The 26,976-nt window shown below is 61.6% G+C and carries 27 protein-coding genes and 1 pseudogene; 24 read left to right on the forward strand and 4 right to left on the reverse strand.

What is annotated here, in order from left to right:
• Positions 1 to 22: 22 nt before the first annotated feature.
• Positions 23 to 1,489, reverse strand: coding sequence for an aldehyde dehydrogenase (locus RG2_RS08010; RefSeq protein WP_033230878.1), 1,467 nt, complete (start codon positions 1,487 to 1,489; stop codon positions 23 to 25).
• Between the two features lie 224 nt (positions 1,490 to 1,713).
• On the opposite strand from RG2_RS08010, the gene RG2_RS08015 reads away from it, so the two are divergent.
• From RG2_RS08015 to RG2_RS08110, 20 genes and pseudogenes are all read left to right on the forward strand, one after another.
• Positions 1,714 to 2,571 carry a mycofactocin-coupled SDR family oxidoreductase gene (locus RG2_RS08015; protein ID WP_033230877.1) on the forward strand — a complete coding sequence of 286 codons (858 nt, stop codon included), beginning with the start codon at positions 1,714 to 1,716 and terminating at the stop codon, positions 2,569 to 2,571.
• 101 nt (positions 2,572 to 2,672) lie between these two features.
• Positions 2,673 to 3,248, forward strand: a complete 576-nt coding sequence (locus RG2_RS08020; RefSeq protein ID WP_033230876.1) for a TetR/AcrR family transcriptional regulator — start codon at positions 2,673 to 2,675, stop codon at positions 3,246 to 3,248.
• Complete coding sequence (locus RG2_RS08025; RefSeq protein WP_033230875.1) at positions 3,245 to 4,450, forward strand: cytochrome P450; 1,206 nt, start codon at positions 3,245 to 3,247, stop codon at positions 4,448 to 4,450. Before RG2_RS08020 ends, RG2_RS08025 begins: the two co-directional genes overlap by 4 nt.
• Positions 4,450 to 5,256 (forward strand): SDR family oxidoreductase, encoded by an 807-nt coding sequence (locus RG2_RS08030; protein WP_033230874.1) that lies wholly within the window; start codon positions 4,450 to 4,452, stop codon positions 5,254 to 5,256. Before RG2_RS08025 ends, RG2_RS08030 begins: the two co-directional genes overlap by 1 nt.
• Positions 5,253 to 6,665 (forward strand): lanosterol 14-alpha demethylase, encoded by a 1,413-nt coding sequence (gene cyp51 / locus RG2_RS08035; RefSeq protein WP_033230873.1) that lies wholly within the window; start codon positions 5,253 to 5,255, stop codon positions 6,663 to 6,665. Before RG2_RS08030 ends, cyp51 begins: the two co-directional genes overlap by 4 nt.
• Positions 6,666 to 6,668: 3 nt before the next feature.
• A complete protein-coding gene (locus RG2_RS08040) occupies positions 6,669 to 6,863 on the forward strand; it encodes a ferredoxin (RefSeq protein WP_033230872.1) in 195 nt (64 codons plus the stop codon).
• A gap of 16 nt (positions 6,864 to 6,879) precedes the next feature.
• Positions 6,880 to 7,431 carry a Cif family virulence factor gene (locus RG2_RS08045; RefSeq protein WP_033230871.1) on the forward strand — a complete coding sequence of 184 codons (552 nt, stop codon included), beginning with the start codon at positions 6,880 to 6,882 and terminating at the stop codon, positions 7,429 to 7,431.
• 5 nt (positions 7,432 to 7,436) lie between these two features.
• Positions 7,437 to 8,684 carry a hypothetical protein gene (locus RG2_RS08050; protein ID WP_371851297.1) on the forward strand — a complete coding sequence of 416 codons (1,248 nt, stop codon included), beginning with the start codon at positions 7,437 to 7,439 and terminating at the stop codon, positions 8,682 to 8,684.
• A 26-nt stretch (positions 8,685 to 8,710) separates the two neighbouring features.
• Positions 8,711 to 10,348 (forward strand): acyl-CoA synthetase, encoded by a 1,638-nt coding sequence (locus tag RG2_RS08055; protein ID WP_033230869.1) that lies wholly within the window; start codon positions 8,711 to 8,713, stop codon positions 10,346 to 10,348.
• A 47-nt stretch (positions 10,349 to 10,395) separates the two neighbouring features.
• The gene (locus tag RG2_RS08060; protein ID WP_033230868.1) at positions 10,396 to 11,649 is read left to right on the forward strand and encodes a cytochrome P450; all 1,254 of its coding nucleotides are present in this window, start codon (positions 10,396 to 10,398) and stop codon (positions 11,647 to 11,649) included.
• Between the two features lie 36 nt (positions 11,650 to 11,685).
• A complete protein-coding gene (locus RG2_RS08065; protein WP_033231408.1) occupies positions 11,686 to 12,426 on the forward strand; it encodes an MlaE family ABC transporter permease in 741 nt (246 codons plus the stop codon).
• Positions 12,427 to 12,431: 5 nt separating this feature from the next.
• Positions 12,432 to 13,283, forward strand: a complete 852-nt coding sequence (locus tag RG2_RS08070) for an MlaE family ABC transporter permease (protein ID WP_033231407.1) — start codon at positions 12,432 to 12,434, stop codon at positions 13,281 to 13,283.
• A gap of 9 nt (positions 13,284 to 13,292) precedes the next feature.
• The gene (locus tag RG2_RS08075; RefSeq protein ID WP_033230867.1) at positions 13,293 to 14,462 is read left to right on the forward strand and encodes an MCE family protein; all 1,170 of its coding nucleotides are present in this window, start codon (positions 13,293 to 13,295) and stop codon (positions 14,460 to 14,462) included.
• A pseudogene (locus RG2_RS08080) lies at positions 14,459 to 15,480 on the forward strand (MCE family protein). Before RG2_RS08075 ends, RG2_RS08080 begins: the two are co-directional and overlap by 4 nt.
• 5 nt (positions 15,481 to 15,485) lie before the next feature.
• Positions 15,486 to 16,499: an MCE family protein gene (locus tag RG2_RS08085; RefSeq protein WP_080711549.1), complete on the forward strand. Its 1,014-nt coding sequence runs from the start codon at positions 15,486 to 15,488 to the stop codon at positions 16,497 to 16,499.
• Positions 16,499 to 17,719 (forward strand): MCE family protein, encoded by a 1,221-nt coding sequence (locus tag RG2_RS08090; RefSeq protein ID WP_045070083.1) that lies wholly within the window; start codon positions 16,499 to 16,501, stop codon positions 17,717 to 17,719. Before RG2_RS08085 ends, RG2_RS08090 begins: the two co-directional genes overlap by 1 nt.
• Positions 17,716 to 18,804 carry an MCE family protein gene (locus tag RG2_RS08095; RefSeq protein WP_033230864.1) on the forward strand — a complete coding sequence of 363 codons (1,089 nt, stop codon included), beginning with the start codon at positions 17,716 to 17,718 and terminating at the stop codon, positions 18,802 to 18,804. Before RG2_RS08090 ends, RG2_RS08095 begins: the two co-directional genes overlap by 4 nt.
• Positions 18,801 to 20,099: an MCE family protein gene (locus tag RG2_RS08100; RefSeq protein ID WP_033230863.1), complete on the forward strand. Its 1,299-nt coding sequence runs from the start codon at positions 18,801 to 18,803 to the stop codon at positions 20,097 to 20,099. Before RG2_RS08095 ends, RG2_RS08100 begins: the two co-directional genes overlap by 4 nt.
• Complete coding sequence (locus tag RG2_RS08105; protein WP_230589943.1) at positions 20,066 to 20,596, forward strand: Rv1363c family protein; 531 nt, start codon at positions 20,066 to 20,068, stop codon at positions 20,594 to 20,596. The genes RG2_RS08100 and RG2_RS08105 overlap by 34 nt, the downstream gene beginning before the upstream one ends.
• On the forward strand, positions 20,593 to 21,060 hold the full coding sequence (locus RG2_RS08110; protein WP_033230862.1) for a hypothetical protein: 468 nt from the start codon (positions 20,593 to 20,595) through the stop codon (positions 21,058 to 21,060). Before RG2_RS08105 ends, RG2_RS08110 begins: the two co-directional genes overlap by 4 nt.
• A gap of 7 nt (positions 21,061 to 21,067) precedes the next feature.
• On the opposite strand, the gene RG2_RS08115 is transcribed toward RG2_RS08110, so the two are convergent.
• Positions 21,068 to 21,655 carry a TetR/AcrR family transcriptional regulator gene (locus RG2_RS08115; protein WP_033230861.1) on the reverse strand — a complete coding sequence of 196 codons (588 nt, stop codon included), beginning with the start codon at positions 21,653 to 21,655 and terminating at the stop codon, positions 21,068 to 21,070.
• Positions 21,656 to 21,707: 52 nt separating this feature from the next.
• A complete protein-coding gene (locus tag RG2_RS08120; RefSeq protein ID WP_033230860.1) occupies positions 21,708 to 22,217 on the reverse strand; it encodes a MarR family winged helix-turn-helix transcriptional regulator in 510 nt (169 codons plus the stop codon).
• A gap of 161 nt (positions 22,218 to 22,378) precedes the next feature.
• Here RG2_RS08120 and RG2_RS08125 point away from each other — a divergent pair, with 161 nt between their 5' ends.
• The gene (locus tag RG2_RS08125; RefSeq protein WP_033230859.1) at positions 22,379 to 23,161 is read left to right on the forward strand and encodes a dioxygenase family protein; all 783 of its coding nucleotides are present in this window, start codon (positions 22,379 to 22,381) and stop codon (positions 23,159 to 23,161) included.
• 4 nt (positions 23,162 to 23,165) lie between these two features.
• Here the strand turns inward: RG2_RS08125 and RG2_RS08130 are convergent, their stop codons facing one another.
• Positions 23,166 to 23,624, reverse strand: coding sequence for a peroxiredoxin (locus tag RG2_RS08130; RefSeq protein ID WP_033231404.1), 459 nt, complete (start codon positions 23,622 to 23,624; stop codon positions 23,166 to 23,168).
• 57 nt (positions 23,625 to 23,681) lie between these two features.
• On the opposite strand from RG2_RS08130, the gene RG2_RS08135 reads away from it, so the two are divergent.
• From RG2_RS08135 to trpC, 3 genes are all read left to right on the forward strand, one after another.
• Positions 23,682 to 25,265 carry an anthranilate synthase component I gene (locus RG2_RS08135; RefSeq protein ID WP_033230858.1) on the forward strand — a complete coding sequence of 528 codons (1,584 nt, stop codon included), beginning with the start codon at positions 23,682 to 23,684 and terminating at the stop codon, positions 25,263 to 25,265.
• Positions 25,266 to 25,331: 66 nt separating this feature from the next.
• The gene (locus tag RG2_RS08140) at positions 25,332 to 25,982 is read left to right on the forward strand and encodes a TIGR02234 family membrane protein (RefSeq protein ID WP_080711581.1); all 651 of its coding nucleotides are present in this window, start codon (positions 25,332 to 25,334) and stop codon (positions 25,980 to 25,982) included.
• Positions 25,983 to 26,113: 131 nt separating this feature from the next.
• On the forward strand, positions 26,114 to 26,923 hold the full coding sequence (trpC, locus tag RG2_RS08145; RefSeq protein ID WP_033230856.1) for an indole-3-glycerol phosphate synthase TrpC: 810 nt from the start codon (positions 26,114 to 26,116) through the stop codon (positions 26,921 to 26,923).
• Positions 26,924 to 26,976 lie beyond the last annotated feature (53 nt).

Genomic DNA, 26,976 nt, shown 5'->3' on the forward strand with positions numbered 1-26,976 from the left:
GTGACGGATGTGTGTGAGGTGCTTATGCGGGGGATGCGACGAGCTTTGTCTCGAGGTATTCCTCGAAACCGGCGAGGCCCATCTCTCGGCCGATTCCGGATTGCTTGTAGCCGCCGAACGGCGCGTCGGCGGAATACCACACTCCACCGTTGACGCTCAAAGTTCCGGTGCGTACACCAGCGACGACGCGGTTGACGCGATCGGGATCGGTGCCCCACACCGAACCTGACAGGCCGTACGGAGAGTCGTTGGCGATGCGGATGGCATCGTCGTCGTCGTCGAACGGAATGATCACCAGTACCGGACCGAATATCTCTTCTTGGGCGACCCGTGACGAGTTTTCCAGTCCCACAATCAAAGTGGGCTCGATGAAGTATCCGCGCGGTTGATCGTCCGGTCGGCCGCCGCCGGTGACCACGGTGCCCCCTTCATCCTGGGCCAGCTTCAGATAGCCTTCGACGCGTTCGCGTTGGCGCGCGGAACTCAATGGGCCGCAGATGGTTCCGGCAACCGACGGATCGGCAGCGCGGATGCCGGCCATGGTCCGGGTCGCGGCGGCAAGCGCTTCGTCGTATCGGCTGCGCGGCACCAATAGTCGCGTGCTCAAAGCGCAGCCCTGCCCGGCGTGGACGCACACCGAGAATGCGGCGACGGAACTGGCGGATTTGATGTCGGCATCGTCGAGGACGATGAAGGCAGATTTTCCGCCAAGTTCGAGGAACACCTTTTTCAGGGTGCTCGACGCGGTCGACATCACCGCACGCCCGGTCGCGGTGGATCCGGTGAAGGAGATCAGGTCGACACGGGGGTCGGCGCACAGTTGTGTGCCGAGCGAGTGGTCCGTGGAGGTGATGATGTTGACGACGCCGGCGGGGATGTCGGTCTCCTCAGCGATCACCTTGCCTACCAACGCGGCACACCACGGTGTGTCCGGTGCCGGTTTGAGAACAATGGTGTTGCCGGCGGCGAGCGCCGGACCCAGTTTGGCGAAGTTGATCTGGTGTGGAAAATTCCACGGAGTGATGGCACCGACCACCCCAACGGCTTCCTTGAGTAGCTGACGGTGGGTGGGGACTCCCATCGGCGAGGCATTCCCGAGATCCTGTTGCCACGAATAGGATTCGATCAGTTGTGCCCAATATCGGAGGTCGTCGATCGGTCCTTCGAGTTGGGGGCCGCTGGTCAACATTCGCGGTGCCCCGACCTCGGCGATCGTGATGTCGCGTAGCTCTTCGATATGAGACTCGAGAGCATCGCAGAGTTGGCGAAGGCAGTGTGCGCGAAATGTGTGGTTCCGAGACCAATCGGTGGTGTCGAAGGCGCGTCGGGCCGCGGCGATTGCGGCGTCCATGTCGACGGAGGTGCCTTCGGCCGCTTGACCGAGTACTTCCTCGGTGGCGGGATTGAGGATGTCGAAGGTGCCGCCGGAACCGGGAACAAGTTTGCCGTCGACAAGAAGGGCGGAACTGTCTGTGGGTCGAAGGTTCATAGCGTGAACTCTTCCTTTCTGGACATATGTCTGGACTCTAGTTCACACAATCGTCCATGGCAATGAGTTTCGGGCATAAGCGATTTGGGTACCGAGAATTCGAAAACTGTCTTGGTTAGTCGGTTCGGGCGCTACGGTTCTCCACCAGATATCCCCGATCCGGTGCCCTGCTGTGGGCCTGGGCGGTTCCCTTCGTGTGTCGATCCGAGTGCAGGAGTAGGCCGATGAACAGAGTTGCTGGAAAAGTTGTCCTGGTGACGGGCGCCGCCCGTGGCCAGGGGCGCAGTCATGCGGTGCGTCTGGCTCAGGAAGGTGCGGACGTCATAGCGTTCGACATCTGCGCCGACATCGCAACCAATGAGTACCCGCTGGCCACTCGAGACGATTTGGATGAGACCGCGAGGCTGGTCAAGGAAACCGGGCGCCGCGTTGTCGCAGCGAGGGTGGACGTTCGAGATCGGGCCGGCGTCGAAGAAGCCCTGGCAGAGGGCGTGGAAACGCTCGGCGGGTTACATGTGGTTGTTGCCAATGCCGGGATCTGTCCGCTGGGTAAGCATGTCTCCAATTCCGGCTTCGTCGACGCGTTCGACTTGAACTTTCTCGGCGTCGTGAACACCGTCCATGCGGGTTTGGAATACCTGGGGGAGGGCGGATCGATCATTGCTATCGGGTCCGTGGCCGGCCTGGTTCCGCAGACCGGATTCAACGGTCAACAGGCGCTGCAAGGGCCTGGCGGTGACGGATACGGCTTGGCCAAGAAGATGATTCAGACGTACACCATGTCGTTGGCATTGACACTGGGGCCGAGTTCGATTCGGGTCAATGCGATCCATCCGACCAATGTGAACACGAACATGCTGCAGAGCTTGCCCATGTATCGGACCTTTCGTCCGGATTTGGAAAACCCGACCGCGGAAGATGCCGCTGTGACGTTTCCTTTCATGCAGGCGATGCCGACGCCGTGGGTGGAACCGGAGGACATCTCGCACGCGGTCGTGTATTTGTCGTCGGACGAGTCGCGATTTGTCACTGGTCAGCAGCTTCGGGTTGATGCGGGCGCCGGTATGAAGATCGGCCTCTAAGGTGCGCTTTTCGGCTGTGACCGGCGTGGATGACTTGCTCGTGAATACTGAAATCTCGAATTCGTTGCCCTGGACAGGTACCTGTAGTAACGTCCAGACATGTGTCCAGTCATGGTTACGAATCGACTCGCCGACGCCTCAACGGTAAGCAGGCAGACACCGTCTCCAAGCTCACCGAAGCCGCCGTTGTCGTGCTCCGTGAGCATGAATATTCCGGTTTGACTGTGCGCGCCGTCGCTGCCGAGGCCGGGGTGGGAGCAGCAACCGCCTATACCTACTTCTCGTCGAAGGAGCATCTTGTTGCCGAGGTCTTCTGGCGTCGGTTGCGAGCGTTCCCGAGCTCTGACGGCACCGGTTCGGACCCCACCGCCCGAGTGTTGGCCGTACTGCGCAACATTGCGTTGCTGCTGGCCGACGAACCGCAGGTGTCGGCGGCCGTGACCAATGCATTGCTGGGAACCGATCCTGAGGTTGAGCATCTTCGCGACCGGATCGGATTCGAGATTCACAGCAGGCTGGTTGCGGCAATGGATCCGGTAGTAAATCCACATCGGATCGAGGCAATTGAAATGCTTTATGCCGGAGCACTTTTGCGGGCCGGAATGGGATATGGGACTTACGAGTACATTGCCGGACGCCTGGAGGCTTCCGCACGACTGATCTTGGAGCATCCATGACCGAAGCATTGATCGAACCGGTGGTGTTCAATCCGTACGACTATCACTTTCACGAAGACCCGTATCCGACCTATGCGCGATTGCGGAATGAAGCTCCGATCTACCACAACGACGACGTCGGATTCTGGGCGCTGTCACGGTATTCGGACGTTCTGAGTGCATTCAAGGACAACAAGCGACTCTCGAGTGCGAACGGGGTTTCGCTCGACCCGGCAGCATACGGGCCCCATGCGCACTACGTGATGTCCTTTCTTGCCATGGACGATCCGCGGCATATGCGTCTGCGGCAGTTGGTGTCTCGCGGTTTCACACCCCGCCGTGTTGCCGAACTGGACTCGCGGATACTCGAGCTCACCACGGCGCACCTGACTCCGGCACTTGCCGCTGGGGAATTCGACTGGATATCCGAAGTGGCCGGCAAATTGCCGATGGACGTGATCTCCGAGTTGATGGGCGTTCCGGAACCGGACCGCGCGGAACTGCGGAGAAAAGCAGATCTGGTGGTGCACCGCGAAGACGGCGTCCTCGACGTACCGCCGGCTGCGGTGGAAGCGTCGATCAGCCTCATGAACTACTACAAGGACATGATCGCCGAGCGTCGTCGTTCACCCACCGGCGATTTGACATCAGCGCTGCTCGATGCCGAAATCGACGGAGACAAACTGTCGGATGCCGAGATTCTGGGCTTCATGTTTCTGATGGTCGTTGCCGGAAACGAAACCACCACCAAACTTCTCGGAAACGCCCTGTACTGGGGCTCGCACAATCCCAACGAGATTGCGGCGGTTCTTCGTGATCCGGATCTGTCAGCGGAGTGGGTGGACGAAACGCTGCGCTACGACACGTCGAGTCAGATCGTAGCTCGCACGACCACTGTCGATCTCGAGTACTACGGCACTACGGTTCCGGCGGGGGAGAAGATGCTGCTCCTGATCGGTTCGGCCAATCGAGATCCGGACGTCTTCGACGATGCAGACGCGTTTCGCCTCGGACGTAATTCTGCCAACAAGTTGGCGAGTTTCGGTGCGGGCGTTCACTTTTGCCTCGGCGCTCACCTGGCGCGGCTCGAAGCGAAGATCGCTCTTGCCGAATTTGCCCGCCACGTGCGCGATTACGAGGTGGACGAGGCGGGTATCGAGAGAGTCCATTCGACAAATGTGCGGGGATTCGCGGCCCTGCCGGTGAAGGTGCAGGTGCGCTGATGCCTCGTTTCGAACCTAACCCGGCCCGGCGGACCGCTTTGATCAGCGGCGCATCTTCGGGTATCGGCACCGCGGCGGCCTATGCTCTGTCGGAGCTCGGTCACCCAGTCGTCCTCGGAGCGAGGCGGGAAGCCGAGTGCGAGGCGATTGCGGAAAAGATCCGCAGCAACGGCGGCGAAGCCATGGCACATTTCCTCGACGTCACTGACGGCAGTTCGGTGGATGCGTGTGTCACTGCCGCCGAAAAAGCGATGGGGCCGGTGGAAATCGTCGTATCGGGTGCCGGTGATCTCGAATTCGGTGCCGCCGATCAAATGGAACCCGAACGGTTCTTGCGTCAGGTCGAGGTCCATCTTGTCGGTGCACAACGGCTCGCTCACCGAATCCTGCCCGGTATGAGGGAGCGGCAACGGGGTGATTTTGTGCTGATCGGTTCGGATTGCGCCGACCGGCAACGTCCGCTCATGGGTGCTTACGACGCGTCGAAAGCCGGCCTCGAAGCAATGGGCCGTCAGATGCGAATGGAACTCGAAGGCACCGGCATTCGCGCCTCGATCGTGAGGCCTGGACCGACGTTGACCGGGATGGGTATGGACACGACGCCGGAGATCATCGGCCCCGTCGGCGAATCGTGGGCCAGGTGGGGCTTCGCGCGACACGGCTACATGCTGCGGCCGTCCGATATCGCAAACGCCATCGTTGCCGTCGTGACCGCTCCCCGAGGTGCGCACCTCGTTCTGGTGGAGGTTCAGCCGGAAGCTCCACTCAATCCTCGTCCTACTCACACTTCGCAGGAGACGACATGACTCACGGCGTACAGGAGAATCCGCGCACGCTGCCGCAGCCCCCGCGGGTGTCCGGCGGCGAACTCGAACACGGTCATCTCGAAGAACTGCGTACCGATCCGATCGCATTGATGCGCCGGGTGCGCGACGAGTGCGGCGACGTGGGAGCCTTCCAGCTAGCCGATCGCACGGTGATCCTGCTGTCCGGCGCCGAGGCAAACGAATTCTTCTTCCGTTCGACTGACGAGGACCTCGACCAGCAAGCTGCGTACCCGTTCATGAAGCCGATCTTCGGTGAGGGGGTGGTGTTCGACGCCAGTCCTGAGCGGCGCAAGGAAATGCTGCACAATTCGGCACTGCGCGGCGAGCAGATGAAAGGCCATGCTTCGACAATCGGCACGGAAGTCGAAGCGTTGGTGGCAGAGTGGGGCGACGAGGGCGAGATTGATCTGCTCGATTTCTTTGCCGAGTTGACCATCTACACGTCGTCGGCCTGCCTGATCGGAAAGAAATTCCGCGACGAACTCGACGACAGTTTTGCCAAGCTCTATCACGAACTGGAACAGGGCACCGACGCGCTTGCCTTTGTCGATCCGTATGCGCCGATCGAGAGTTTTCGCCGACGCGACGAAGCGAGACTGGCTTTGGTGGCGCTGGTTCAGGAGATCATGAACGGGCGGATTGCGAATCCTCCCCAGGGCAAGGACGACCGGGACATGCTCGACATCCTGGTCTCGGTCAAGGACGAGAACGGTGAGCTGCGCTTCAGTGCGGACGAGATCACGGGGATTTTCATCTCGATGATGTTTGCCGGTCACCACACGACATCCGGGACGGCGGCGTGGTCGTTAATCGAATTGCTACGCCATCCGGCCGTCATGGCCGACGTCGTCGAGGAACTCGACAGTTTGTACGCAGACGGTGCCGACATCAGTTTTCATGCCCTGCGCCAGATCCCGATTCTCGAAGCCGTGGTGAAGGAAACACTGCGACTGCATCCGCCGCTGATTATCTTGCTGCGGGTGGCGCGGGGGGACTTCGAGGTGGGTGGTTTCGAGATTCGCGAAGGTGACCTGGTGGCGGCCACCCCGGCAATTTCCAATCGCATTCCCGAGGACTTTCCGAATCCCGACGAATTCGATCCTGGCCGCTACATCGATCCACGTCAGGAAGACATCGTCAATCGATGGACGTGGATTCCGTTCGGAGCGGGCAGGCATCGGTGCGTCGGCGCGGCTTTTGCCCAAATGCAGCTCAAGGCGATCTTTTCGATTCTGCTGCGCGACTACGAATTCGAGATGACCCAACCGTCGGAAAGCTATCGCAACGATCACAGCAAGATGGTCGTGCAATTGGAGCAGCCGTGCTCGGTCAGATATCGGCGGAGAACCGGTACAGGCAGTCGATCCGATACTGGCAGGGGAGCGTGAGTCATGCGTGTCGAAGTCGACCTGGATCTGTGTCAGGGCCACGCCGCATGCGAATTGGAAGCGCCGGCCGTTTTTGTGGTTCCGAAAAGGGGCAAGGTCGAAGTGTCCGATCAGCCGCTGCCGGACGAGCAGCGACACGAGGTGGAAATGGCAGTGCGTTACTGCCCGACAGGCGCACTGAAAATTGTCGAGGACTGACCAGGGAGAGGTTCACATGACCGGATTCGACCGCGCCGAGCTCGACGACATGGTGCAACGCTGGATTGACGCGAACAAGAAGGCCGAGGCCGCCGGCGACTGGAAGCCGTTGGCGGACATGTACACCGAGGACGCGACCTACGGCTGGAACTACGGCCCCAAACAGGATTTCATGGCGATCGGTCGGGAAGAGATCCGCACCGTCGCGCTAGGTCTCGAGATGAACGGCCTCGAAGGCTGGGAGTATCCCTATCAGGACTTTGTGATCGACGAGCGCAGTGGCAACGTCATCGGACTGTGGAAACAGATCTCCGACGCCGAACGAGACGACGGCAGCAACTACTCCGTCTACGGCATCGGTGGTAGTTGGTTCCGGTACGGCGGAAATTTCCAATGGTCCTGGCAGCGTGACTTCTTCGACTTCGGAAACGTCTCGGCACTGTTCATGGAGATGATCCAGAACAACGCGCTGTCCAAAGGTATGCAGGCACGCATTCAGCGATCGATCTCCGGCGAACCACTCCCAGGCTGGTATCGCGCGGGTACCTCGCCGGTTCCACTGTGGTGAGTCCGGTGACTGTCGGTGGGTCCTTCGAGACGCTCTCGCGCGGCGACCTTGCTGTGTTGGTGCCAGAACTCCTGCTCTGTGGTCAGCTGATCGACAGATCCGGGATGGCGCACCTGATCGTGGAGTACGGGCGCGAAGGCATGGCGGAGGTTGCGATCGCGGAGTGGGAATCCGCCAGTCCTTGGTACACCCGCCGGATGCAGAAGGCGCTGCGGTACGAGGGTGACGACGTCGTGACCATTTTCAAAGGACTGCAACTCGACATCGGAGCGCCACCGCAGTTCATGGATTTCCGCTATCGCGTCGACGACCCGCAACACGGTGAATTCTGGCTCGACCATTGTGGCGCTCTGACGGACGTCGAACCGCTGGGGGACGAGTTTGTCACCACCATGTGTCATGACATCGAAGACCCGACGTTCGACGCGACGGCGATAGCAACCAATGCGCATGCGCAGATCCGTCCGATCCATCGGCCGCCGCGCAAACCTGCTGACAGGCACCCACACTGTGCGTGGACAGTCGTAATCGACCCGTCGCATGTCCCGCCGGTCATGACGGCCCACACCGAGCAGATCGGCCGGACTGCTGCGGTGTCGGTTGAGTTGAGTCCGATCGACGGCAGCGACGACGGGGCGGCCGACTACTCGGGACCGCTGCTCTCGGATCTGCGTTTCTCCGACTTCTCCCAGTCAGCGCTGGTTCGTATCGCGCAGGAAGTGTGCCTGCAACACCACCTACTTGCGCTGGGGTTTCTGCTCGCGGTGCGCGGGCGCAGTAGTGCGGACAAAGCTCGAGAAATTACGCTCAAACAACTCACCGGAATTGCAGGCGTCGCTTCGCAGCGCATCCGCGACGCATTGGGTCTGCCGCCGGATCTGGAAGGCCTGTCGGTGGTGCTGGAGCTACATCCGTTGCTCAATCCGAAGCAATATGTCGAGCGTGAAATTCGCTGGGATGGAGAGAGTCTCGAGATCTTGATTTCGCGGACCGGCCTGGTTGACGCCGACGGTGGCTGGCCCACTCTGATCGACGGTGAGCATCTGGATCCGCTTCAGGCACTGGTACGCGGCGTGAATCCACATTTCACAGCCCGGGTGCTCGACGATTCCGAGGCCGGGCTTTTGATCACGGTCGATACGACGGCGGAGGCTGCGCCGGAATGTGTCGAGGTCGCCATCACCAAAGTGAGCAGCGGCGCAGCATTTGCTTTCGAAGATCGTGGAATTCCGTTGCCTCTCTTCGTGGTTTGAGTGGCTGACCCTGAAAAGGATCGTTCATGGCCTACACGTTTGCAGACCTTTTCGAGCATTCCGTCGATGCGATGCCTGATCGACGAGCGCTGATCGTGTCGGGGGAGGAAGTGACGTACCGCGAACTCGACTCGCGGGCCAACCGTCTGGCACATCATTTCCTGTCGTTGGGTTTCGGGCACGGCACCCATATCGGAATTCAGATGCACAATTCGATCGAGACGATGGTTGCGGTCCTCGCGTCGTTCAAGGTTCGCGCCGTTCCGATCACCGTGAACTATCGGTACACCACCGACGAGTTGGTGTACCTCTACGACAACGCCGATCTCGAGGCACTCGTGTTCCATCGGGGGTACTCCGCTCGCGTCGCCGAGGCCCTGGAATCCACGCCTCGGGTGAAGCACGCTGTGGTGGTGCCGGACGAGCTTGCATCGGGTGCCGAACCGCCCGTGCCAGGCGCGGTCGCGTACGAGAACGCGCTGTCGCCGCAATCTCCGGAACGCACCGGTAGTGACGCGTTCGACGAGCGGAGCGGAGACGACCCGTACATTCTCTACACGGGCGGAACCACCGGACGACCCAAGGGCGTGGTGTGGCGTCAAGAGGACATCTGGCGAGTTCTGGCCGGTGGCTATGATTTCTACACCGGTGAGCCGATTGCCGACGAGTACCAACAATCCCGTGGCGGCGCAGCGGCTGCAGAACCTATGCGATGGTGCATGCTGCCACCGCTCATCCACACGTCGGCCTTGATGCCGACGTTCAACGCACTGTTCTCAGGCAACACCGTGATCTTCGAACCACGGTTCGATGCGGCACACGTCTGGAAAGTTGTTGCCGAATACCGGCCACAGGTCATGGTGATCACCGGTGACGCAATGGGGCGGCCTTTGGTGGAAGCGCACCGCGAACTACAACCAGATGCGTCCAGCTTGGCGGTTCTCGCGTCCGGGGCGGCGCTATTCTCCGGTTCGGTGAAGGACGCCTTCTTCGAGGTGTTCCCGAATCTGATGATCTCGGACTCGGTGGGCTCTTCCGAAACAGGCTTCGGCGGTATCGGATTCGCAGCCAAAGGGTTGAAGCAGCACGGTGGACCTAGGGTGGGTTCCAACCGGTTCACGGTGGTAGTCGACGATGACAACCGGATTCTGCCACCGGGTTCCGGCGCCGAGGGGTGGCTGGCAAAACTCGGCAACGTCCCACTCGGCTACTACAAGGATCCGGTGAAGTCGGCGGAAATCTTCCGAACGGTGGACGGCGGACGGGCAGTGGTCACCGGAGACCGCGCCCGGATCGAGGACGACGGTTCCATCACGCTGCTCGGCCGGGGCAACATGGTGGTCAACACCGGCGGCGAGAAAGTATTCGTCGAAGAGGTCGAGGCCGTCGTCAAGGCCCATCCGGATATCTACGACGCCACCGTCATCGGGCTGCCGGACGAACGCTGGGGAAGCCGAGTCTCGGCCGTGGTCAGGGTGCGCGATGGTGTTGTTCCGGATTTCGAGTCGATCGAGAAACACACTCGGAGCCAGCTTGCCGGGTACAAGATTCCGCGTGCGTTCTGGATTGCGTCCGAGGTGGTGCGAGCGCCAAGCGGAAAACCCGACTACCGCTGGGCGAAGGAGTACGCCCTCGGTCAGGAGCCGGTTCACCGCATCGATTAGTCCGCCTCGGCGCGCGCGGCGCCTTGCCTGCAAGAGGAGCAACCGAAATGCCCGAGCTGAACCTTCCCGACGGCTTCGATGTCACCGACCCTCAGATGTACGGCAAGCGCGTTCCCCTTGCCGAGTTCGCGGAACTACGCCGCTGCGCTCCGGTGTGGTGGAACGCGCAGGAACCGGGAACCGGCGGTTTCCACGACGGTGGCGCCTGGGTAGTGTCGCGGCACGCCGACGTGCGTGACGTGTCGCTGCGTTCGGAGGAGTTCTCCAACAACGTCAACGGGTGCGTCCCACGCCATGAAGACAACATCACCGCCGAAGAACTGGAAGTCAGTAAATACGTTCTGATCAACAAGGACGCGCCCGAACATACCCAGTTGCGCAAATTGGTGGCGCGATTGTTCACACCCAGGTCCGTCGAAGCGATGCGAGCCGGGCTCGAAGAGCGAGCCGAAGAGATTGCGAAAGCCGCGGCGGCGTCGGGTACCGGTGATTTTGTCCAGCAGGTTGCCAGTGAGCTACCGATGCAGGCGATCTCGGACCTCATCGGAGTTCCGCAGGAGGCTCGACGCCAGCTCTACGAATGGTCGAATCAGATGACCGGATACGACGACGAATCCATGGCCGGGGAGTCCAGAATGGCGTCGGCGCAGATACTCGGGTACGCGTATCAGCTTGCCGAGGCTCGTCGCGACGAACCGCTCGACGACATCATTTCGCGATTGGTCCAGGCGAACGTGGACGGTGAGGCTCTCACGCCGGAACAGTTCGGCTTCTTTGTCATCATGTTGGCGGTTGCGGGCAACGAGACAACACGCAATGCAACAACACTCGGGATGATGGCGTTTCTGACGTACCCGGATCAATGGGAACTGTACAAGCGTGAGCGTCCACGCACGGCGGCCGACGAGATCATTCGCTGGGCGTCGCCGCTGACGTCATTCCAACGTACGGCGTTGGTGGACACTCAGATTGCCGGAACTCCGATCAAGAAGGGGCAGCGTGTTGTGCTCCTGTATGGATCGGCGAACTTCGACGAATCTGCGTTCGAGAACCCGGACGTATTCGACATTCTTCGTGATCCCAATCCGCACTTGGCTTTTGGTGGTACCGGGCCACACTACTGCGTCGGCGCCAACCTGGCCCGGATGGAGATCGACCTGATTTTCAACAAGATCGCCGACCACATGCCGGACATCAGCAAACTTGGTGATCCCAGCCGGTTGGCATCAGGGTGGATCAACGGGATCAAGGAATTCATGGTCGATTACGGCAACAACGCCTCGTGTCCCGTGGAGCACTGAACCGTGTATACCGGGCGGGTCTCGCTGGCAGCGCCGATGCGTCAACTCGGTCAGTTCTACAAAATGGGTGCCGATGTTGCGGTGGGACTGGTACGCACACGCTTTCAGGTGCAGGAGTTTCTCGAACAGAGTTGGATGATCGCGCGAGTGTCGCTGGTACCGACGGTTCTGGTGGCAGTGCCGTTCACGGTTCTGGTGAGCTTCACTCTCAACATCCTGCTGCGCGAGATCGGTGCTGCCGACCTCAGCGGAGCCGGGGCGGCACTCGGCGCCGTCACCCAGGTCGGGCCAGTGGTCACTGTCCTCATCGTGGCGGGCGCCGGCGCCACCGCCATTGCCGCAGATCTCGGTTCGCGGACCATTCGCGAGGAGATCGACGCGATGGAAGTGCTCGGGATCGATCCGATCACTCGCTTGGTGATTCCCCGGGTTGTCGCGTCGACGGTGGTTGCGTTGCTGCTCAACGGACTTGTGTGCGTCATCGGCATCACCGGCGGCTACATCTTCTCGGTGTTCCTCCAAGGCGTGAATCCTGGTGCGTTTGTCGACGGCATCACGTTGCTCACCGGATTACCCGAAGTTGCCTTGTCGATGGTGAAGGCCGCACTGTTCGGCATGCTCGCCGGACTGGTTGCGTGTTACCGGGGACTGTCCGTCCGTGGCGGTCCGAAAGGTGTTGGCGAAGCTGTCAACGAGACAGTGGTCTACGCGTTCATGGCGCTCTTCGTGGTCAATACCATCGTGACCGCGGTGGGCATCAGGCTGACGGCGGGGTGAGCGGCGTGGCACTGGCGGAACTCGGAAAATTCGGGGCGACCCGAGCGCGGATGGCACGTGTGTCGCGGTCCGTCGACGATGTCGGACGGCAAGCGGTTTTCTTCGTCAGAGCTATTGCCTTCATTCCCTGGACGCTGCGCAAACATCCGAAAGAAGTCTTGCGTCTGGTCGCCGAGATCAGCATGGGAACAGGTGCGTTGGCATTGATCGGCGGCACCGTCGCCGTTGTCGGGTTCCTGACGCTGGCGTCAGGCGGAACCATCGCGATTCAAGGTTTCAGTTCGCTCGGAAACATCGGCGTCGAGGCACTCACCGGGTTCTTCTCCGCGTTCATCAACGTGCGCATCGCCGCGCCGGTCATCGCGGGAATCGGGCTGTCCGCAACGATCGGCGCCGGCTCGACGGCGCAGATCGGTGCGATGCGCATCAGTGAAGAAATCGACGCACTCGAAGCGATGGCGATCAGTTCTGTTCCGTACGTGGTGAGTACGCGCATCGTGGCCGGGATGCTCGCCATTCTGCCGCTGTACTCGTTGGCGCTCGTCGGATCGTTCCTCGCGGGACGTTTCACCACGGTGGTGCTGTTCGGTCAATCGTCCGGGCTCTACGACCACTACTTCACCACCTTTCTCGATCCGGTCGACGTCGCCTGGTCCTTCGTGCAGGTACTGGTGATGGCGTTGCTGGTCATGCTGATTCACACGTACTACGGCTACAGCGCTGTAGGCGGACCCTCGGGGGTGGGCACAGCTGTCGGGCGCGGCGTCCGTCTGTCACTGATTTGTGTTGTGGCGGTGACCCTTCTGGTCTCGCTGGCGCTGTACGGCGGTTCCGGCAACTTCAACTTGTCCGGATAGGGAGAGCGAGTGGAGAGATACGGATACAAGCTTGCGGCATTAGGCTTGGCGTGCGCGATTGTTGCCGTCGTGGCGCTGGCGGTCGCGTCGTTCAATCAGTCGTTCACCATCCGCGTTCCGATAACAGTTGTTGCCGAGCGGGCCGGCCTTGTGATGGATCCGGGTGCGCGAGTGAAGATGGCCGGTGTCACCGTCGGGTCCGTCGAGTCGATCGCGCCGGCCGACGATTCCACCGCGACGTTGTCCGTCCTTCTAGATCCCGATGCACTCGAGTCGATTCCCGCCAACGTCGATGTCGCGATCACCTCGAACACCGCCTTCGGCGCGAAGTTCGTCAGTATGTCGGCGCCTGCGGATCCGAGCGCCGAGCGATTGACTGCTGGCGCCACCATCGACGCGAATCACGTGACCGTCGAAATCGATACCGTGTTCGAGAAGTTGACGGCCGTCCTGCGGACAGTTGATCCCGGAAAACTCGATCAGACGCTTGGGGCGATTTCCACCGCGTTGCAAGGTCGCGGGGAGAGGTTGGGCGTCGCTCTGGGGAAGGCCGACGCGGCGCTGTCCGAATTCAACAGTGCCGGTGCCGCTTTCGACGAGGTTCTCACAGACCTTCCGGTAGTGTCCGGGACATATCGGGCGGCTGTGCTGGATCTGATGGACACCCTCGGCTCGCTCACTGTCACCGGCACCACCGTCCTCGACGAGCAAGAGGATCTGGATCTACTGCTACTCAACGTAATTGGGTTGGCGCGTACCGGAGAAGATGTCCTCGGCGCCAATGCCGACGGTGTGGATACCGTCCTGTCGCTCATGCGGCCAACCACCGAACTTCTCGAGGAGTACTCGCCGGTGATTCCATGCATGTTCCACGGACTCGAGGAGAGCAAGGCAATCGGCGACGGCGCGTACAACGGGCAGCCGGGAATCAAGATGTCGATCGGATTGATCGCAGGCACCGAACCGTATCGCTATCCTGAAGATCTGCCGAAGGTCGCGGCAACCGGCGGACCGCAGTGCATGGGCCTTCCGTTGCGCGATCCGAATGTCAACGCGCCCTACCTGGTGACGGACACGGGTGTGAATCCTTTCGAACCGGAACGTCAGTGGAATGGCGGCCAGCCGATAAACGACATGCCGAACCTGCTCAGTTACCTGTTCGGAACGGCGATTCGATGAAGCGGCGCGGCTACGGCATCAAATTCGGCATCTTCGTGGCGGTGATGTTGCTGGTCAATGCTGGGCTCGTGCTGGTCTTCGGGCAGATGCGAGGAGGCGACGAGCACAGTTACGCAGCCCAATTCGTCAATGTGTCCGGGCTGAAATCCGGCGACAAGGTACGGATCGCCGGGGTGCCTGTCGGAACGGTGAGCGCCGTCGAATTCGGTGACGACCACCTTGCTCACGTGAAATTCAGCGTTGATTCGGTGGAGACTCTGACGGAGCAGACCCGGGCGGCGGTGCGCTATCAGGACCTCGTGGGCAACCGCTATCTCGAATTGCTCGACAGTCCCGGCGCCGCGCAACCTATGGTCGCAGGTGCAACCATCCCCACCACCAGGACTGCGCCGGCGCTGGACCTCGACGCGCTGCTCGGTGCTTCAAACCGTTGTTCCAGGCGCTCGACCCGACCCAGGTCAACGCGCTGTCCCTGTCGCTGCTCGAGGTATTTCAAGGGCAGTCGGGGACAGTGGCGTCGGTGCTCGCACATACCGGATCGATCACCAACACACTTGCCGACCGTGATGTGCTCATCGGCCGGGTCATCAACAATCTTGACGGCGTATTGAGTGAATTACGTGGCCGAGGCGGACAGTTCACCGACACGCTCGACCATCTGCAACAACTGGTCAGCGGACTCGCGTCGGACAAGGAACTGATCGGGACTTCGGTGACGAGCATCGATACCGCTGCACAAACTTTCGCAGATCTCCTGGCCGGGGTCAGGCCCGACATCAGTGGCACACTGTCGCAACTCGACCAGAGCTTGGACCCTTTGGTCGAGCAACGAGGCGAGCTCGATCGAATCCTCGCGTCGATGCCGTCGAACTATCGGCAACTGATCCGAGTTGGTGCCTACGGGTCCTTCTTCAACTTCTATCTCTGCGGTATCGCGCTCAAAGTCGACGGGGCTGACGGCAAACCGATGACGGTCGACCTGATCGACCAGACGACCGGAAGGTGCGCACCACGATGAGAGAGATGGCGCAGAAGCAGGCCGTGCGAGTAGGCGTTGTGGGGATGGTGATGACCGCGTCGGTGGTGCTGGCGTCACTGCAGTATCAGGATCTGCAGTTCGTGAAAAACGGGGTGAGCTACAGCGCAGTGTTCAACGACGCGAGTGGTGTGGCTGCCGGTGACGAGGTAAACGCGGCCGGGGTGAAGATCGGCACCGTCGACAACATCGCTGTCGAAAAAGGCCGTGCTCGAGTTGATTTCACGCTCGACGGTTCCGTCACTCTCGGTGAGAGTACGTCGGCGGCGATCACCACGATGTCCCTGCTCGGTAAACGTGCGCTATCGCTCGACCTGGATGGAAGTGGACGGATACCCGTCGGCGGACAGATCCCACTCGAACGCACCCGATCGGCGTACTCGTTGCCCGACGTACTCGGCGACCTCACCACCACGGTCGAGGACATCAACCTCGACCAGTTGTCGGCGTCGTTGGAGGAGGTTGGTGCAGTGATGACGGACAGCGCGCCTTCCTTGCGGCCCGCCCTCGACGGGGTAGCCCGCCTGTCGGACAGCATCAACCGCCGCGACGAGACACTGAAGCTTCTGCTCGCAGATGCGAATAACGTGGCCGGTCTCCTCGCGGACCGGGGACCGCAGGTCAACGCGCTTCTTGTCGACGGCGATGCTCTCCTTGGTGAACTGGTCCGCAGGCAGGATGCGTTGGGCAACGTCATCACCGACATCTCGGCTGTCTCCACTCAACTCAGTGGGTTGGTACACGACAACGAAGCACAACTGGGCCCGGTCCTGAACAAGCTCGACACGGTGCTCGGGATACTCCAGAAGAACAAGGACAACCTGGCCCAGGGCATCGACGGACTCGGAACGTACGTGGGGACGCTCGGCGATACCGTCGCGAGCGGACCGTTCTACTACTCGTACATCCAGAACCTGCTTCCCGCCCAGTACACCCAACCGTTGATCAACGCGATTGTCGGGCTTCCGCCTGCGCCGCTACCGATACCGGAGGTTCGCTGATGGTCGCGAAACGTATTGTCGCCGCGGTCGGGGTACTCGCGGTGGCGGTGGCGGGATATTTTGTCGTACAGCACTTTCGGTACTACTCGGTGACGGCCTATTTTGCGTCGACGACGGGACTCTACGTCGGCGACGACGTCCGTGTTGTGGGCGTCGACGTCGGCAAGGTCACCTCGATAACTCCGCAGGGGGAGAAGATGCGGGTCGAACTCGAACTCGCCCGATCCGTCCCTGTCGCAGCGGACGCACACGCGGTGATCGTTGCTCAGTCCTTGGTCTCGGCCAGGTTCGTCCAGCTGACGCCGGCATTGACGGAGGACGGGGGAGACGCGTTGGCCGATGGAGCGGAGATCGGAATCGAGCGAACCGCGGTGCCCGTGGAATGGGACCAGATCAAGGAGCAATTGGGCCGGGCGGCAGATGCATTGGGGCCGTCCGAGGGGACCCGCGGGTCAGCGGCCGAATTCCTCGATGCCGCAGGCACGGCTTTGAGTGGGAACGGTGAGGCGTTAGGACGTTCGATCACGGAACTGTCTTCGGCCATGAGCACTCTGAACGAGGGAGGTGGCGATCTTTTCGGAACGATCCGAGGACTGCAGATTTTCACCACGGCGTTGGCGGCAAGCAACGAACAGATAGTGAGCTTTCAGGGACGTCTGGCAACAGTGACAGGTCTGTTGGCAGACAGCCGGACACAATTGGCACCAGCTCTGGTTGATCTGGATGCGGCGATCGGTGATGTCCACCGATTTGTCGAACAGAATCGCAGCGGGCTCACCGAACAGGTGAACACATTGGCCGATGTCTCCCAGGTGCTGGTGGACAAACGCGATGGGATCGAAAAGCTTCTGCATCTGGCGCCGACGGCCTTGTCCAATTACTACAACGTGTACCGCCCGGCCCAAGGCGCGATGGTCGGGGTGCCTGCCTTCCAGAACATCGGCAACCCCATCGACTTCATCTGCGGCGGTATCGCGGGACTGGCAAACGAAACCTCTGCGAAGGGTGCGGAATTGTGTGCCGAGTACCTCGGACCGTACCTGAACACCATCAGAGCGAACTATCCGGATCTGAACATCAATCCGACCCGTGCGCTTGGTGCGGCGCCGGATCAGTTGGTGTACAGCGAACCGGATCTGAAGCCGGCTCCCTCCCTGCCGAGCGTGAGTGTTCCCGCAGGGCTGGGGCAGTTGCTGATGCCGGAGGTGGGGACACGATGATCCGGAGAATCTGTTGCGTCGGTGTTGTTGTGCTCGTGTCCGGCTGCGGGTGGAACGGCCTGAATTCGGTGCCGTTGCCCGGTGCTGCGGGGCGCGGCGCCGACAGTTTTTCCGTGGTCATCGAGATGCCGGACGTCACGTCGATCAGTCCCAACTCCCCGGTAATGGTGAACGATGTGACGGTCGGCAGTATCAGTGCCATCGCCTCCGACAATTGGCACGCGAAAGTGACAGTGTCCCTGGATGGTTCGGTGGTGTTGCCGGCTAATTCCACCGCGAAAATCGGACAGACCAGCCTGCTGGGTTCCAAGCATGTTGCCCTGGCACCGCCGGTCGGTGTCGAACCGGAAGGGACGCTCGCCGAGGGCTCTGTCATTCCTCTGGCGTCGGCGGGCGTGTACCCGACTACGGAGGAAACTCTGACAGCGCTGTCCATAGTGCTCAACGGCGGCGGACTCGCGCAAATTCACACCATCACCACCGAATTGAACAATGCACTCGGCGGACGCACCATCTCAGCACGTGACCTACTCGCGCAGATGGACACATTGACCGAGACCCTGGACCGGCAACGCATCGCCATGGTGACCACGATGGAGAACCTGGATGTGTTTGCGGGGGAAATCAACGCCCAACGCGACGTACTGGGGAAGGCGCTCGACGTGCTGGCTCCAGCCTTGGCGGAACTGGAAGATCAGCGCATTACCCTGACCACCGCACTCGATTCGGTGGGCCGATTCGGAGACGTCGGCACCGACCTGGTCAACCGCACGCGAGATGATCTGAGCGCAAATCTTGCGGCACTCGAGCCGACATTGCAGCAGGTTGTCGCGGCAGGTCCGGATCTGATCAACAATCTCGGAAACCTGAGCACCTTCCCATTCCCACAGACCACCATCGATGACGGGATGCGCGGCGACTACACCAATCTGTGGGCGCTGATCGACCTGACCACCAACCGACTACAGTCCGGACTCGGTTTCGGCACCCCGTTCGGTGCTCCGCAGCAGCCGGGCGGCGGCCCGGTCGACCCGATGACCGCGCCGCTGAATGCAACGGGCAATGCAGGGGAGGGAGGACGATGATCCTCACCAAGCTTGTTCGCCGGCAGTTGGTGATCTTTGCGATCCTTGCCGTCCTCGGTATGACGGTGGCCGCGATCGCGTACCTCCGTGTTCCCACGATGCTGGGTATCGGGCGATACACAGTGACGCTGGAACTGCCCAACGCCGGTGGCCTGTACCGCAATGCGAATGTGACGTACCGCGGCGACACCATCGGTCAAGTCCGATCGGTGCAGCTCCACCCCGACGTCGTGAAAGCCGAATTGTCCTTGCAGAGTTCAGTTCCCGTACCCAGTACCGAGCTGGTGGCGGCCGTGCGCAGCGTATCGGCGATAGGCGAGCAGTACGTCGATCTGCAGCCGACCACCTCTGACGGCCCGTTTCTGGCCGACGGCGACGTGATCGACACCGAGTCTGTGGTGATATCTCAGGAAATCGGACCCGTTCTCGATCAGGCGCAGGCGTTGCTCGCCTCCGTCCCACAGGACAAACTGCGCGCGGTGATCGACGAGTCTGCAGCTGCGTTTGCCGGTGGCGGCGAAGATCTTGCGAGACTGCTGGATTCGACCACGTCCTTTGTAAATCAGTTGTCCGACGCCACTACTCCCGCGACAACTCTTGTGCAACAACTCGCCCCGCTCCTCGAGACCCAAGTTGTCACGGGGGATCAAATCCGATTGTGGGCGTCGAGCGTCGCCCGGCTGAGCGGGCAATTGGAAATCGCGGACGGCACTATTCGCAACATCATCGACACCGGGCCAGGGTTCGCCACCGAGGCGGAGCTCTTGTTCCAGGATCTGCGTCCGACCCTGCCGATTCTCCTGGCCAACCTGACCAGTGCCGGGCAAGTTGCGCTCACCTACAACGCGTCACTCGAACAGGTGCTTGTGATACTGCCGCCGCTTGTTGCTGCTCAGGAGACCGTTGTACAACGCGGCCAGGCGGACGGAGCCGCCAACGTCAATTTCCATCTGCAGGCTCAAGACCCGGCGGCCTGCTCCACCGGATACCTACCGGCGGATCAGCGCCGCGACCCCACGGTGACCAGTGTTCCGGACACTCCGCCCGATCTGTTCTGCAAGGTGCCGGCGGATTCGGTTTTTGCCGTGCGCGGTTCGCGGAACATTCCGTGTATGGAAGTTCCGGGCAAGCGGGCGCCGGACCCGGTGACGTGCCGGAGCCCGGAACCTTACGTGCCGTCGGGAACCAACGCTCCCGACGAGTTGTACACCGGGCCGGACGGGATTGCATACGGGCACACCGATATCGGTGAGGGGGATTCGTGGCAGCAGTTGTTGACGACACCGAATCCCTGACAACCGAGGATGTTTCGCGGCATGTAACCACGCGCGGACGCGTGCTTGTCGCGGTGGTGATTGCAGGTTTGGCGGCAGTGGTGGTGACCGGCGCTATGTCGATGCGGGGCGACAATGCCCGGGACGCTCATCGGCAGGAACTGGTGGATGGGGCGTCGGCGGGAGCGCTGGCATTGGTCGACATTCACGTCGATACCGTGGACGAGGATGTGGCCCAACTGCGAGCGCTCAGCACGGGCGAGTTCGCAGAGGAGTTGGTTGGCGATCAGTCGGAGTTCGTCCACGCGATACGTTCCGCATCTGTCAATTCCGACGCAAGGATCGATGCTGCTGCACTGTCGTCGGAGACAGGGTCGTCGGGAGTAGTACTGATTGCGGCGTCTGCGGAGGTCGCCAATTCTGCGGGCGAGACGACGTCGCGGACCTATCGACTGCGCATCGGTGTCGAGGACGTTGACGGGAGAATTCTGATGTCGAGTGTGGAGTTCGTGCCGTGAGGCGGGCGATCTCTGTCGTGCTGGTTGCGGTTCTCGCAATTGCCGCGTGCGCCCTGCTGTGGATTCGCCGCGACGGCGATGCACTCGAGTCGGCGAGAGCGGATGCGATTGCAACGGCACCTGCGTTGGTGGAGGACTTGCTTACGTACACCAGTGAAATGGTGGACAGCGACCTCGCGGCCGGGGCTGGCGCAGCCACCGGAACGTTCAAGGACGAGTTCGTCGAGTTTGCTGCGACAACTGTTGCGCCCCAATCGAAAGCGCAAGGAATCAGTACCAGCGCCCGGGTTGTGGATGTCGGGTTGCTCGGTGCCATGTTCGATCGCGTCGAATTGCTGATGTTCGTCGATCAGATCACCACCAGTTTTGCGCAGCCGGCTCCGGCGTCGAGTTCGAGTCGCGTGAAGGTCACCGTCGAACGCGTCGATGACCGGTGGTTGGTGAGTGAGCTGACACCGATCTGAGTTCTGCTCAGCTGTTGTCGTGGCCCGCCATGATCAGCCTTGCGGTGATCTCGAGGCGATCCGCGATCTGCGAGTAGGACTCGTATCCCATTCCAGCCCGCACCAATGCACCTGACCAGGCGATTTCAAGGGCTTCGAGGACGTCGGCATCATGTTCCGGTCCCAATGCCTCGACCAGGCGTTCGCGAATGTTCTTCCCGATCCGGGCGCGGAGATGTTCGACGTCCGGGTCGTCGGCCATCATCGCGGTGGTGACTGCGGCGGCGAGTTCCGGTTCATCGGACACCAGGAGTGCGACACTGCGCAGGACCGAACAGACCTGACTCTCGCGGTCCTGCTCTGCGTCGGCCTCGTGAGGGAGCGCGTCAAGGCGTCGCCAGAACAGTTCTGCGACAAGGTGACTCTTGGACGAGAAGTAGGTGTACGCGGTTGCCGGCGCGACCCCAGCTTCGCCCGCGACCATGCGAATGGTCAGGGCGGAAAACCCATGCGTACGCAGGATGGCAACAGCTGCCTTGGTCAAACGATCGACAGTTTCGGCCTGTTGTCCCGACAGGCGCCGGCGGGTGGACTCGAAGTTGGCCTTACCAGACATGTGTCCAGACACTACGGGAGCCGGGGAAGTTGTGCGCGGTGTGGGGGTCCCGTCAGGCTTTCCCGAGTCCGCCGGCAATTCCTCTGTCGAGTTGGTCGACCATGGCGGTGCTCAGGGCGGAGAGTTGTGCGACCTGGCTGTCGTCGAGGCCTTCGAACACCAAGGCTTGGACCAATCGAACGTGGCCGGGCGATGCCTCGATGACCTTGGCCATTCCGGCATCGGTGAGTACCGCATTGGAGCCTCGGCTACCGCGGATCACTTCACGCTTGACCCAGCCGGCCTTCTCCATCTTCGTGACGACGTGGGAGAGGCGCGACAGCGACGCATTGGCTTGCTGTGCCAGTAGAGAGAGTTGCAGCTTGTGGTCGGGTACTTCTGACAGCGCCGACAGCACGAAGTACTCGAAATGGGTTAGTGAGCAATCGCGTTGGAGTTGGGTGTCGAGAGCCGCTGGTAGGCGGGTTACCAAGGAGATGAGGGTGCGCCAGGCCTGCTGTTGCTCGGTGGTGAGCCACTTGGTCTGAACCGGCGACTCGGCCTGGCCGTTCGATCCACTCATCGGTCTGTACCCCTTCGAAGCGCTGTGTTCTACCACTACAGGGTTGCAGACGAGTGTCCAGTGGGTGCAGGCAGGGAATAGTTGCGCGTTTCAAGTGTTGAGTTCTATATTAGGTTGAACCTTCAACTTAAAACTATTCGGTGAACTCATGAGGAGCCGCTATGTCCGCCGCCACAATGCCCGCGCTGTATCTCAGCCACGGTGCCCCGCCGTTGGTGGACAGCGCTCTCTGGGTGAAGCAACTAGGCGCGTGGGCCGGTGACCTGCCACGGCCGACGGCAATCTTGATCGTGTCGGCACATTGGGAATCCGCGCCGCTGACCATCGGATCGACCACAACGGGAACCCCGCTGATCTACGACTTCGGTGGATTCCCCGAGCGGTTTTACCGGGCTCGGTACAACTCGCCGGGGGCGCCGGACCTGGCCACGCAGGTGGCAGCGTTGATGCCAGATAACGAGCAGGTCGTCCAGCAACCCAATCGTGGCCTCGATCACGGCGCCTATGTTCCGTTGACGGTGATGTACCCGGATGCGGACATCCCCGTGCTGCAGATCTCCCTGCCGACTTTGGACCCCGAACGTCTGCTAGACCTCGGCCGACGGTTGCGTCCACTGCGCGAGCAGGGCGTGTTGATCGTGGGATCCGGATTTACAACCCATGGCCTGCCATTTCTGCGTGACCCGTCGCCGGAGGCAAAGGCTCCAGGTTGGTCTGCCGAATTCGACGCGTGGGCCGGGGAGCGGTTCGCAGCCGGCGACGTCGATTCGCTCATCGATTTCCGAGCACAGGCTCCCGGTATGCCGTACGCACACCCGACCATCGAGCACTTCGCGCCGCTGTTCGTGACTCTCGGTGCGTCGTCCGATCCTGAGCAGGTGCCCACCCAGGTCATCGACGGTTTCTGGATGGGACTCGCAAAGCGCTCGATTCAGGTCGCGTAGCGGGTCAGGTGCGACTCCGGAGAAACTCGAGTGCCTGATCGCCATGTGTGCTCGCGCGGAATTCGCTCGAGATGACCTTCAATACGGTTCGATCCGTGTCGATCACGAACGTTGAACGTTTGACCGGCATCAACTTGCCGAGCAGTCCGCGTTTGACGCCGAACTGCTCGGCAACGGTGCCGTCGGTGTCGGCGAGCAGGGGATAGTCGAAGGACTGGGTAGTGGCAAACGTCGACTGCGCTTCGACGGTGTCGGTGCTGATGCCCGCGCGAGCGGCGCCTACCGCTGCAAAATCCTTGCCGAGGTCGCGGAAGTGGCACGCTTCCGCGGTGCACACCGGCGTTGAGGCTGCCGGATAGAAGAACAGCACCAGTGGCCCCTTCTCCAGCAGGCTGGTCAGCGAACGGGGTGTTCCGTCCTGATCGGGCAGGGTGAAATCGGGAGCAAGCTGACCTGGTTTCATTCGGCTGAGGTTACCCGCGAACGAGGCCCGCGCAGGTGAGCCTGGGATGATGGAGTCATGCACGGCGAGCCCACCTCCAAGTCCGCACCCTCGTCCGACACCGCGATCGTCGATGCGGCGTCCGATTCCACCACCACGCGAGAGCAGTTCCGTGCCCTCGCCGCCGAGCATCGGGTAGTTCCGGTGACACGAAAAGTGCTGGCGGACTCCGAAACTCCGCTCTCGGCTTATGAGAAGTTGGCCGGGAACCGTCCGGGAACCTTCCTTCTCGAGTCTGCGGAGAACGGCCGGTCGTGGTCACGCTGGTCCTTCATCGGCGTCGGCAGTCCTGCCGCTCTGACCGTCATCGACGGTGAAGCCGCCTGGTACGGCAACGTCCCCGCCGGTGCACCGTCCGGTGGCAACCCTGTCGACGCACTCGGTGCCACTCTCGAACTTTTGCGCTCGGAACGTCTGCCCGACCTGCCGCCTCTTACCGGCGGGATGGTCGGATTCCTCGGATACGACGCCGTCCGTCGGCTCGAAAACGTGGGCAACTCGGCCGTCGACGACCTGCAGATCCCCGAGATGGTCATGTTGCTGGCCGCAGACATTGCCGCCGTCGACCATCACGAGGGTGCGATCACGTTGATCGCCAACGCAGTCAACTGGGACGGCACCGACGCACGGGTCGAGGAGGCGTACGACGACGCCGTCGCGCGTCTCGACGCGATGACGCGGGCACTTGCGGCACCAGCCAAGTCGACGGTCTCCACGTTTGCCAAGGTCACCCCGAGTTACCGCCGTCAGCGCACGACGGAAAGTTTCGGCGTCGACGTGAAGAAGCTGATCGGCGATATCGAAGCGGGCGAGGCGTTCCAGGTCGTGCTCTCCCAACGATTCGAGATCGACTGCACCGCAGCACCTATTGACGTGTACCGAATGTTGCGGGCCTCGAACCCCAGTCCGTACATGTACCTGCTCAACGTCCCGAACGGTGACGGTGAGACCGCATTCTCCATTGTCGGCTCCAGCCCAGAAGCGCTGGTTACCGTCTCGGAAGGTGTCGCAACCACTCATCCGATCGCCGGAACCCGGTGGCGCGGTGCAACCGAGGAAGACGACATCCTCCTCGAGAAGGACCTCCTCGCTGACGAGAAGGAAAACTCCGAGCACCTGATGCTGGTCGACCTCGGACGCAACGACCTCGGTCGTGTCTGCCGACCCGGCACGGTCAAGGTGCACGATTACCGCCACATCGAGCGATACAGCCACGTGATGCACCTGGTCTCCACCGTGACCGGGCACCTCGCGGAGGGCAAGCAGGCGCTCGACGCTGTCACGGCGTGCTTCCCGGCCGGAACGCTCTCGGGCGCTCCCAAGGTCCGGGCGATGCAGTTGATCGAAGAACTCGAACCCACCCGCCGCGGGGTCTACGGCGGCATTGTCGGGTACCTCGACTTCGCCGGTGATGCCGACACCGCGATCGCGATTCGCACCGCACTCATCAAGGACGGCATCGGATACGTCCAAGCCGGTGCAGGTGTGGTCGCCGACTCCGATCCGGTCTACGAGGACACCGAGGCGCGGAACAAGGCGATGGCCGTGCTCAGCGCGATCGCATCGGCACACACGTTGCGCACCATCGGAGGTGAAGGGTAAGTGAGCGAACAAGCTTCGAGCACCGGCGCGGACTCGCCGACACCACGTTCGGGCCGCAGCACCACGATGCTGACCACGCTCCTGCTGGGGATCGCGGCCATTGCGCTGTGGGGAAGCTCGCGGATGACGTGGGTACAAGTAACCTCCAGTGACGGTAAGACTTTGGCGCGCACCACGGATCTCGACGGTGGCACGTGGGCTGCGGCGATGACGCCGCTCGCTCTCACGCTTCTTGCTGCTGTTGCGGCATCGTTTGCGGTCCGTGGGTGGGCGCTCCGAGTTGTCGGCCTGTTGGTGGGATTGGTCGGCATCGGAGTCGCAGTTCCAGCTGTCCAACTGTTGGTTTCGGGAGCAGATGACGACCGCGCCGCAGATCTTGCCGAACTGTCCTCGCACCTCGAAGAAGTGTCGGCCGAAGCATCGGTGTTGCCTCCGCTGCTCGCGCTCGCCGGGGCCCTTGCGGCTCTCGCTGCCGGTGTTCTGCTGATGCGAAAGCCCAAGGCGCGCGCCGGTCTCTCGTCGAAGTACGACAACCCTGCAGCTCGCCGGGAGGCAGCGGCCAAGCTCGGACAGGGAAGCAAAGATGCGCCCGACGAGCCTGTGACACAACGGATGCTGTGGGACGCGCTCGACGCCGGGGAAGATCCGACGCTCGATACGGAAGGCGAGAAACCTGACGTGGACGGCAATGAGCCGGGCAAGGATTCACGATCGTGACCTCGATTACGTCCGAACTCCCACGCGCGTGGGTACCCGGGCGGAGTAGCAAAAAATCGCCCAACTAGGCTGACACCACCCCGATGACGTATCTCACATCGGGCACTTGCCCAGAAAGGATTCGGGCCACGATGACCGTACTCGACTCGATTCTCGACGGGGTGCGCGCTGATGTCGCCGCCCGCGAAGCCGTACTCGACTTCGCTGCAGTCAAGGCTGCCGCGGCCACTGCACCGCCCGCCCTCGATGCTGTAGCGGCACTTCTGGAACCGAGCATCGGCGTCATCGCCGAGGTGAAGCGCGCAAGCCCGTCCAAGGGTGCGCTCGCAGACATCGCCGACCCCGCCGAATTGGCAGCCGCCTACCAAGCGGGCGGTGCTCGAATTATCAGCGTTCTCACCGAAGAACGTCGTTTCCACGGATCGCTCGCCGACCTGGATGCCGTCCGCAAGGCCGTCACTATTCCGGTGTTGCGCAAGGACTTCATCGTGGGTCCGTACCAGATTCACGAGGCACGCGCCCATGGCGCCGATGTCATTCTGCTGATCGTCGCGGCACTCGAGCAGCAGGCGCTTGCCTCGTTGATCGATCGCACCGAATCGTTGGGGATGACTGCGCTGGTCGAGGTTCACACCGAGGAAGAGGCCAACCGCGCGCTCGAAGCCGGCGCCAAGGTCATCGGTGTCAACGCCCGCAACCTCAAGACCCTCGAGGTCGACAAGAACACCTTCGGTCAGATCGCCCCTGGCCTTCCGACCGAAACCATCAAGATCGCCGAGTCGGGCGTTCGTGGCACTGCTGATCTGCTCGCGTACGCAGGCGCAGGCGCAGACGCAGTCCTGGTGGGCGAAGGCCTCGTGACCAGTGGTGATCCGCGTAAAGCGGTTGCCGATCTGGTCAACGCCGGAGCGCATCCGTCCTGCCCTAAACCGTCACGCTGAATCGCATCACCGCTCGGGAGGGGTTTGCCCGCACCCGAGCGGTTGCAATTGCC

It is taken from the genome of Rhodococcus globerulus NBRC 14531 (assembly GCF_001894805.1).
In the GTDB taxonomy this organism is placed as follows: domain Bacteria; phylum Actinomycetota; class Actinomycetes; order Mycobacteriales; family Mycobacteriaceae; genus Rhodococcus_F; species Rhodococcus_F globerula.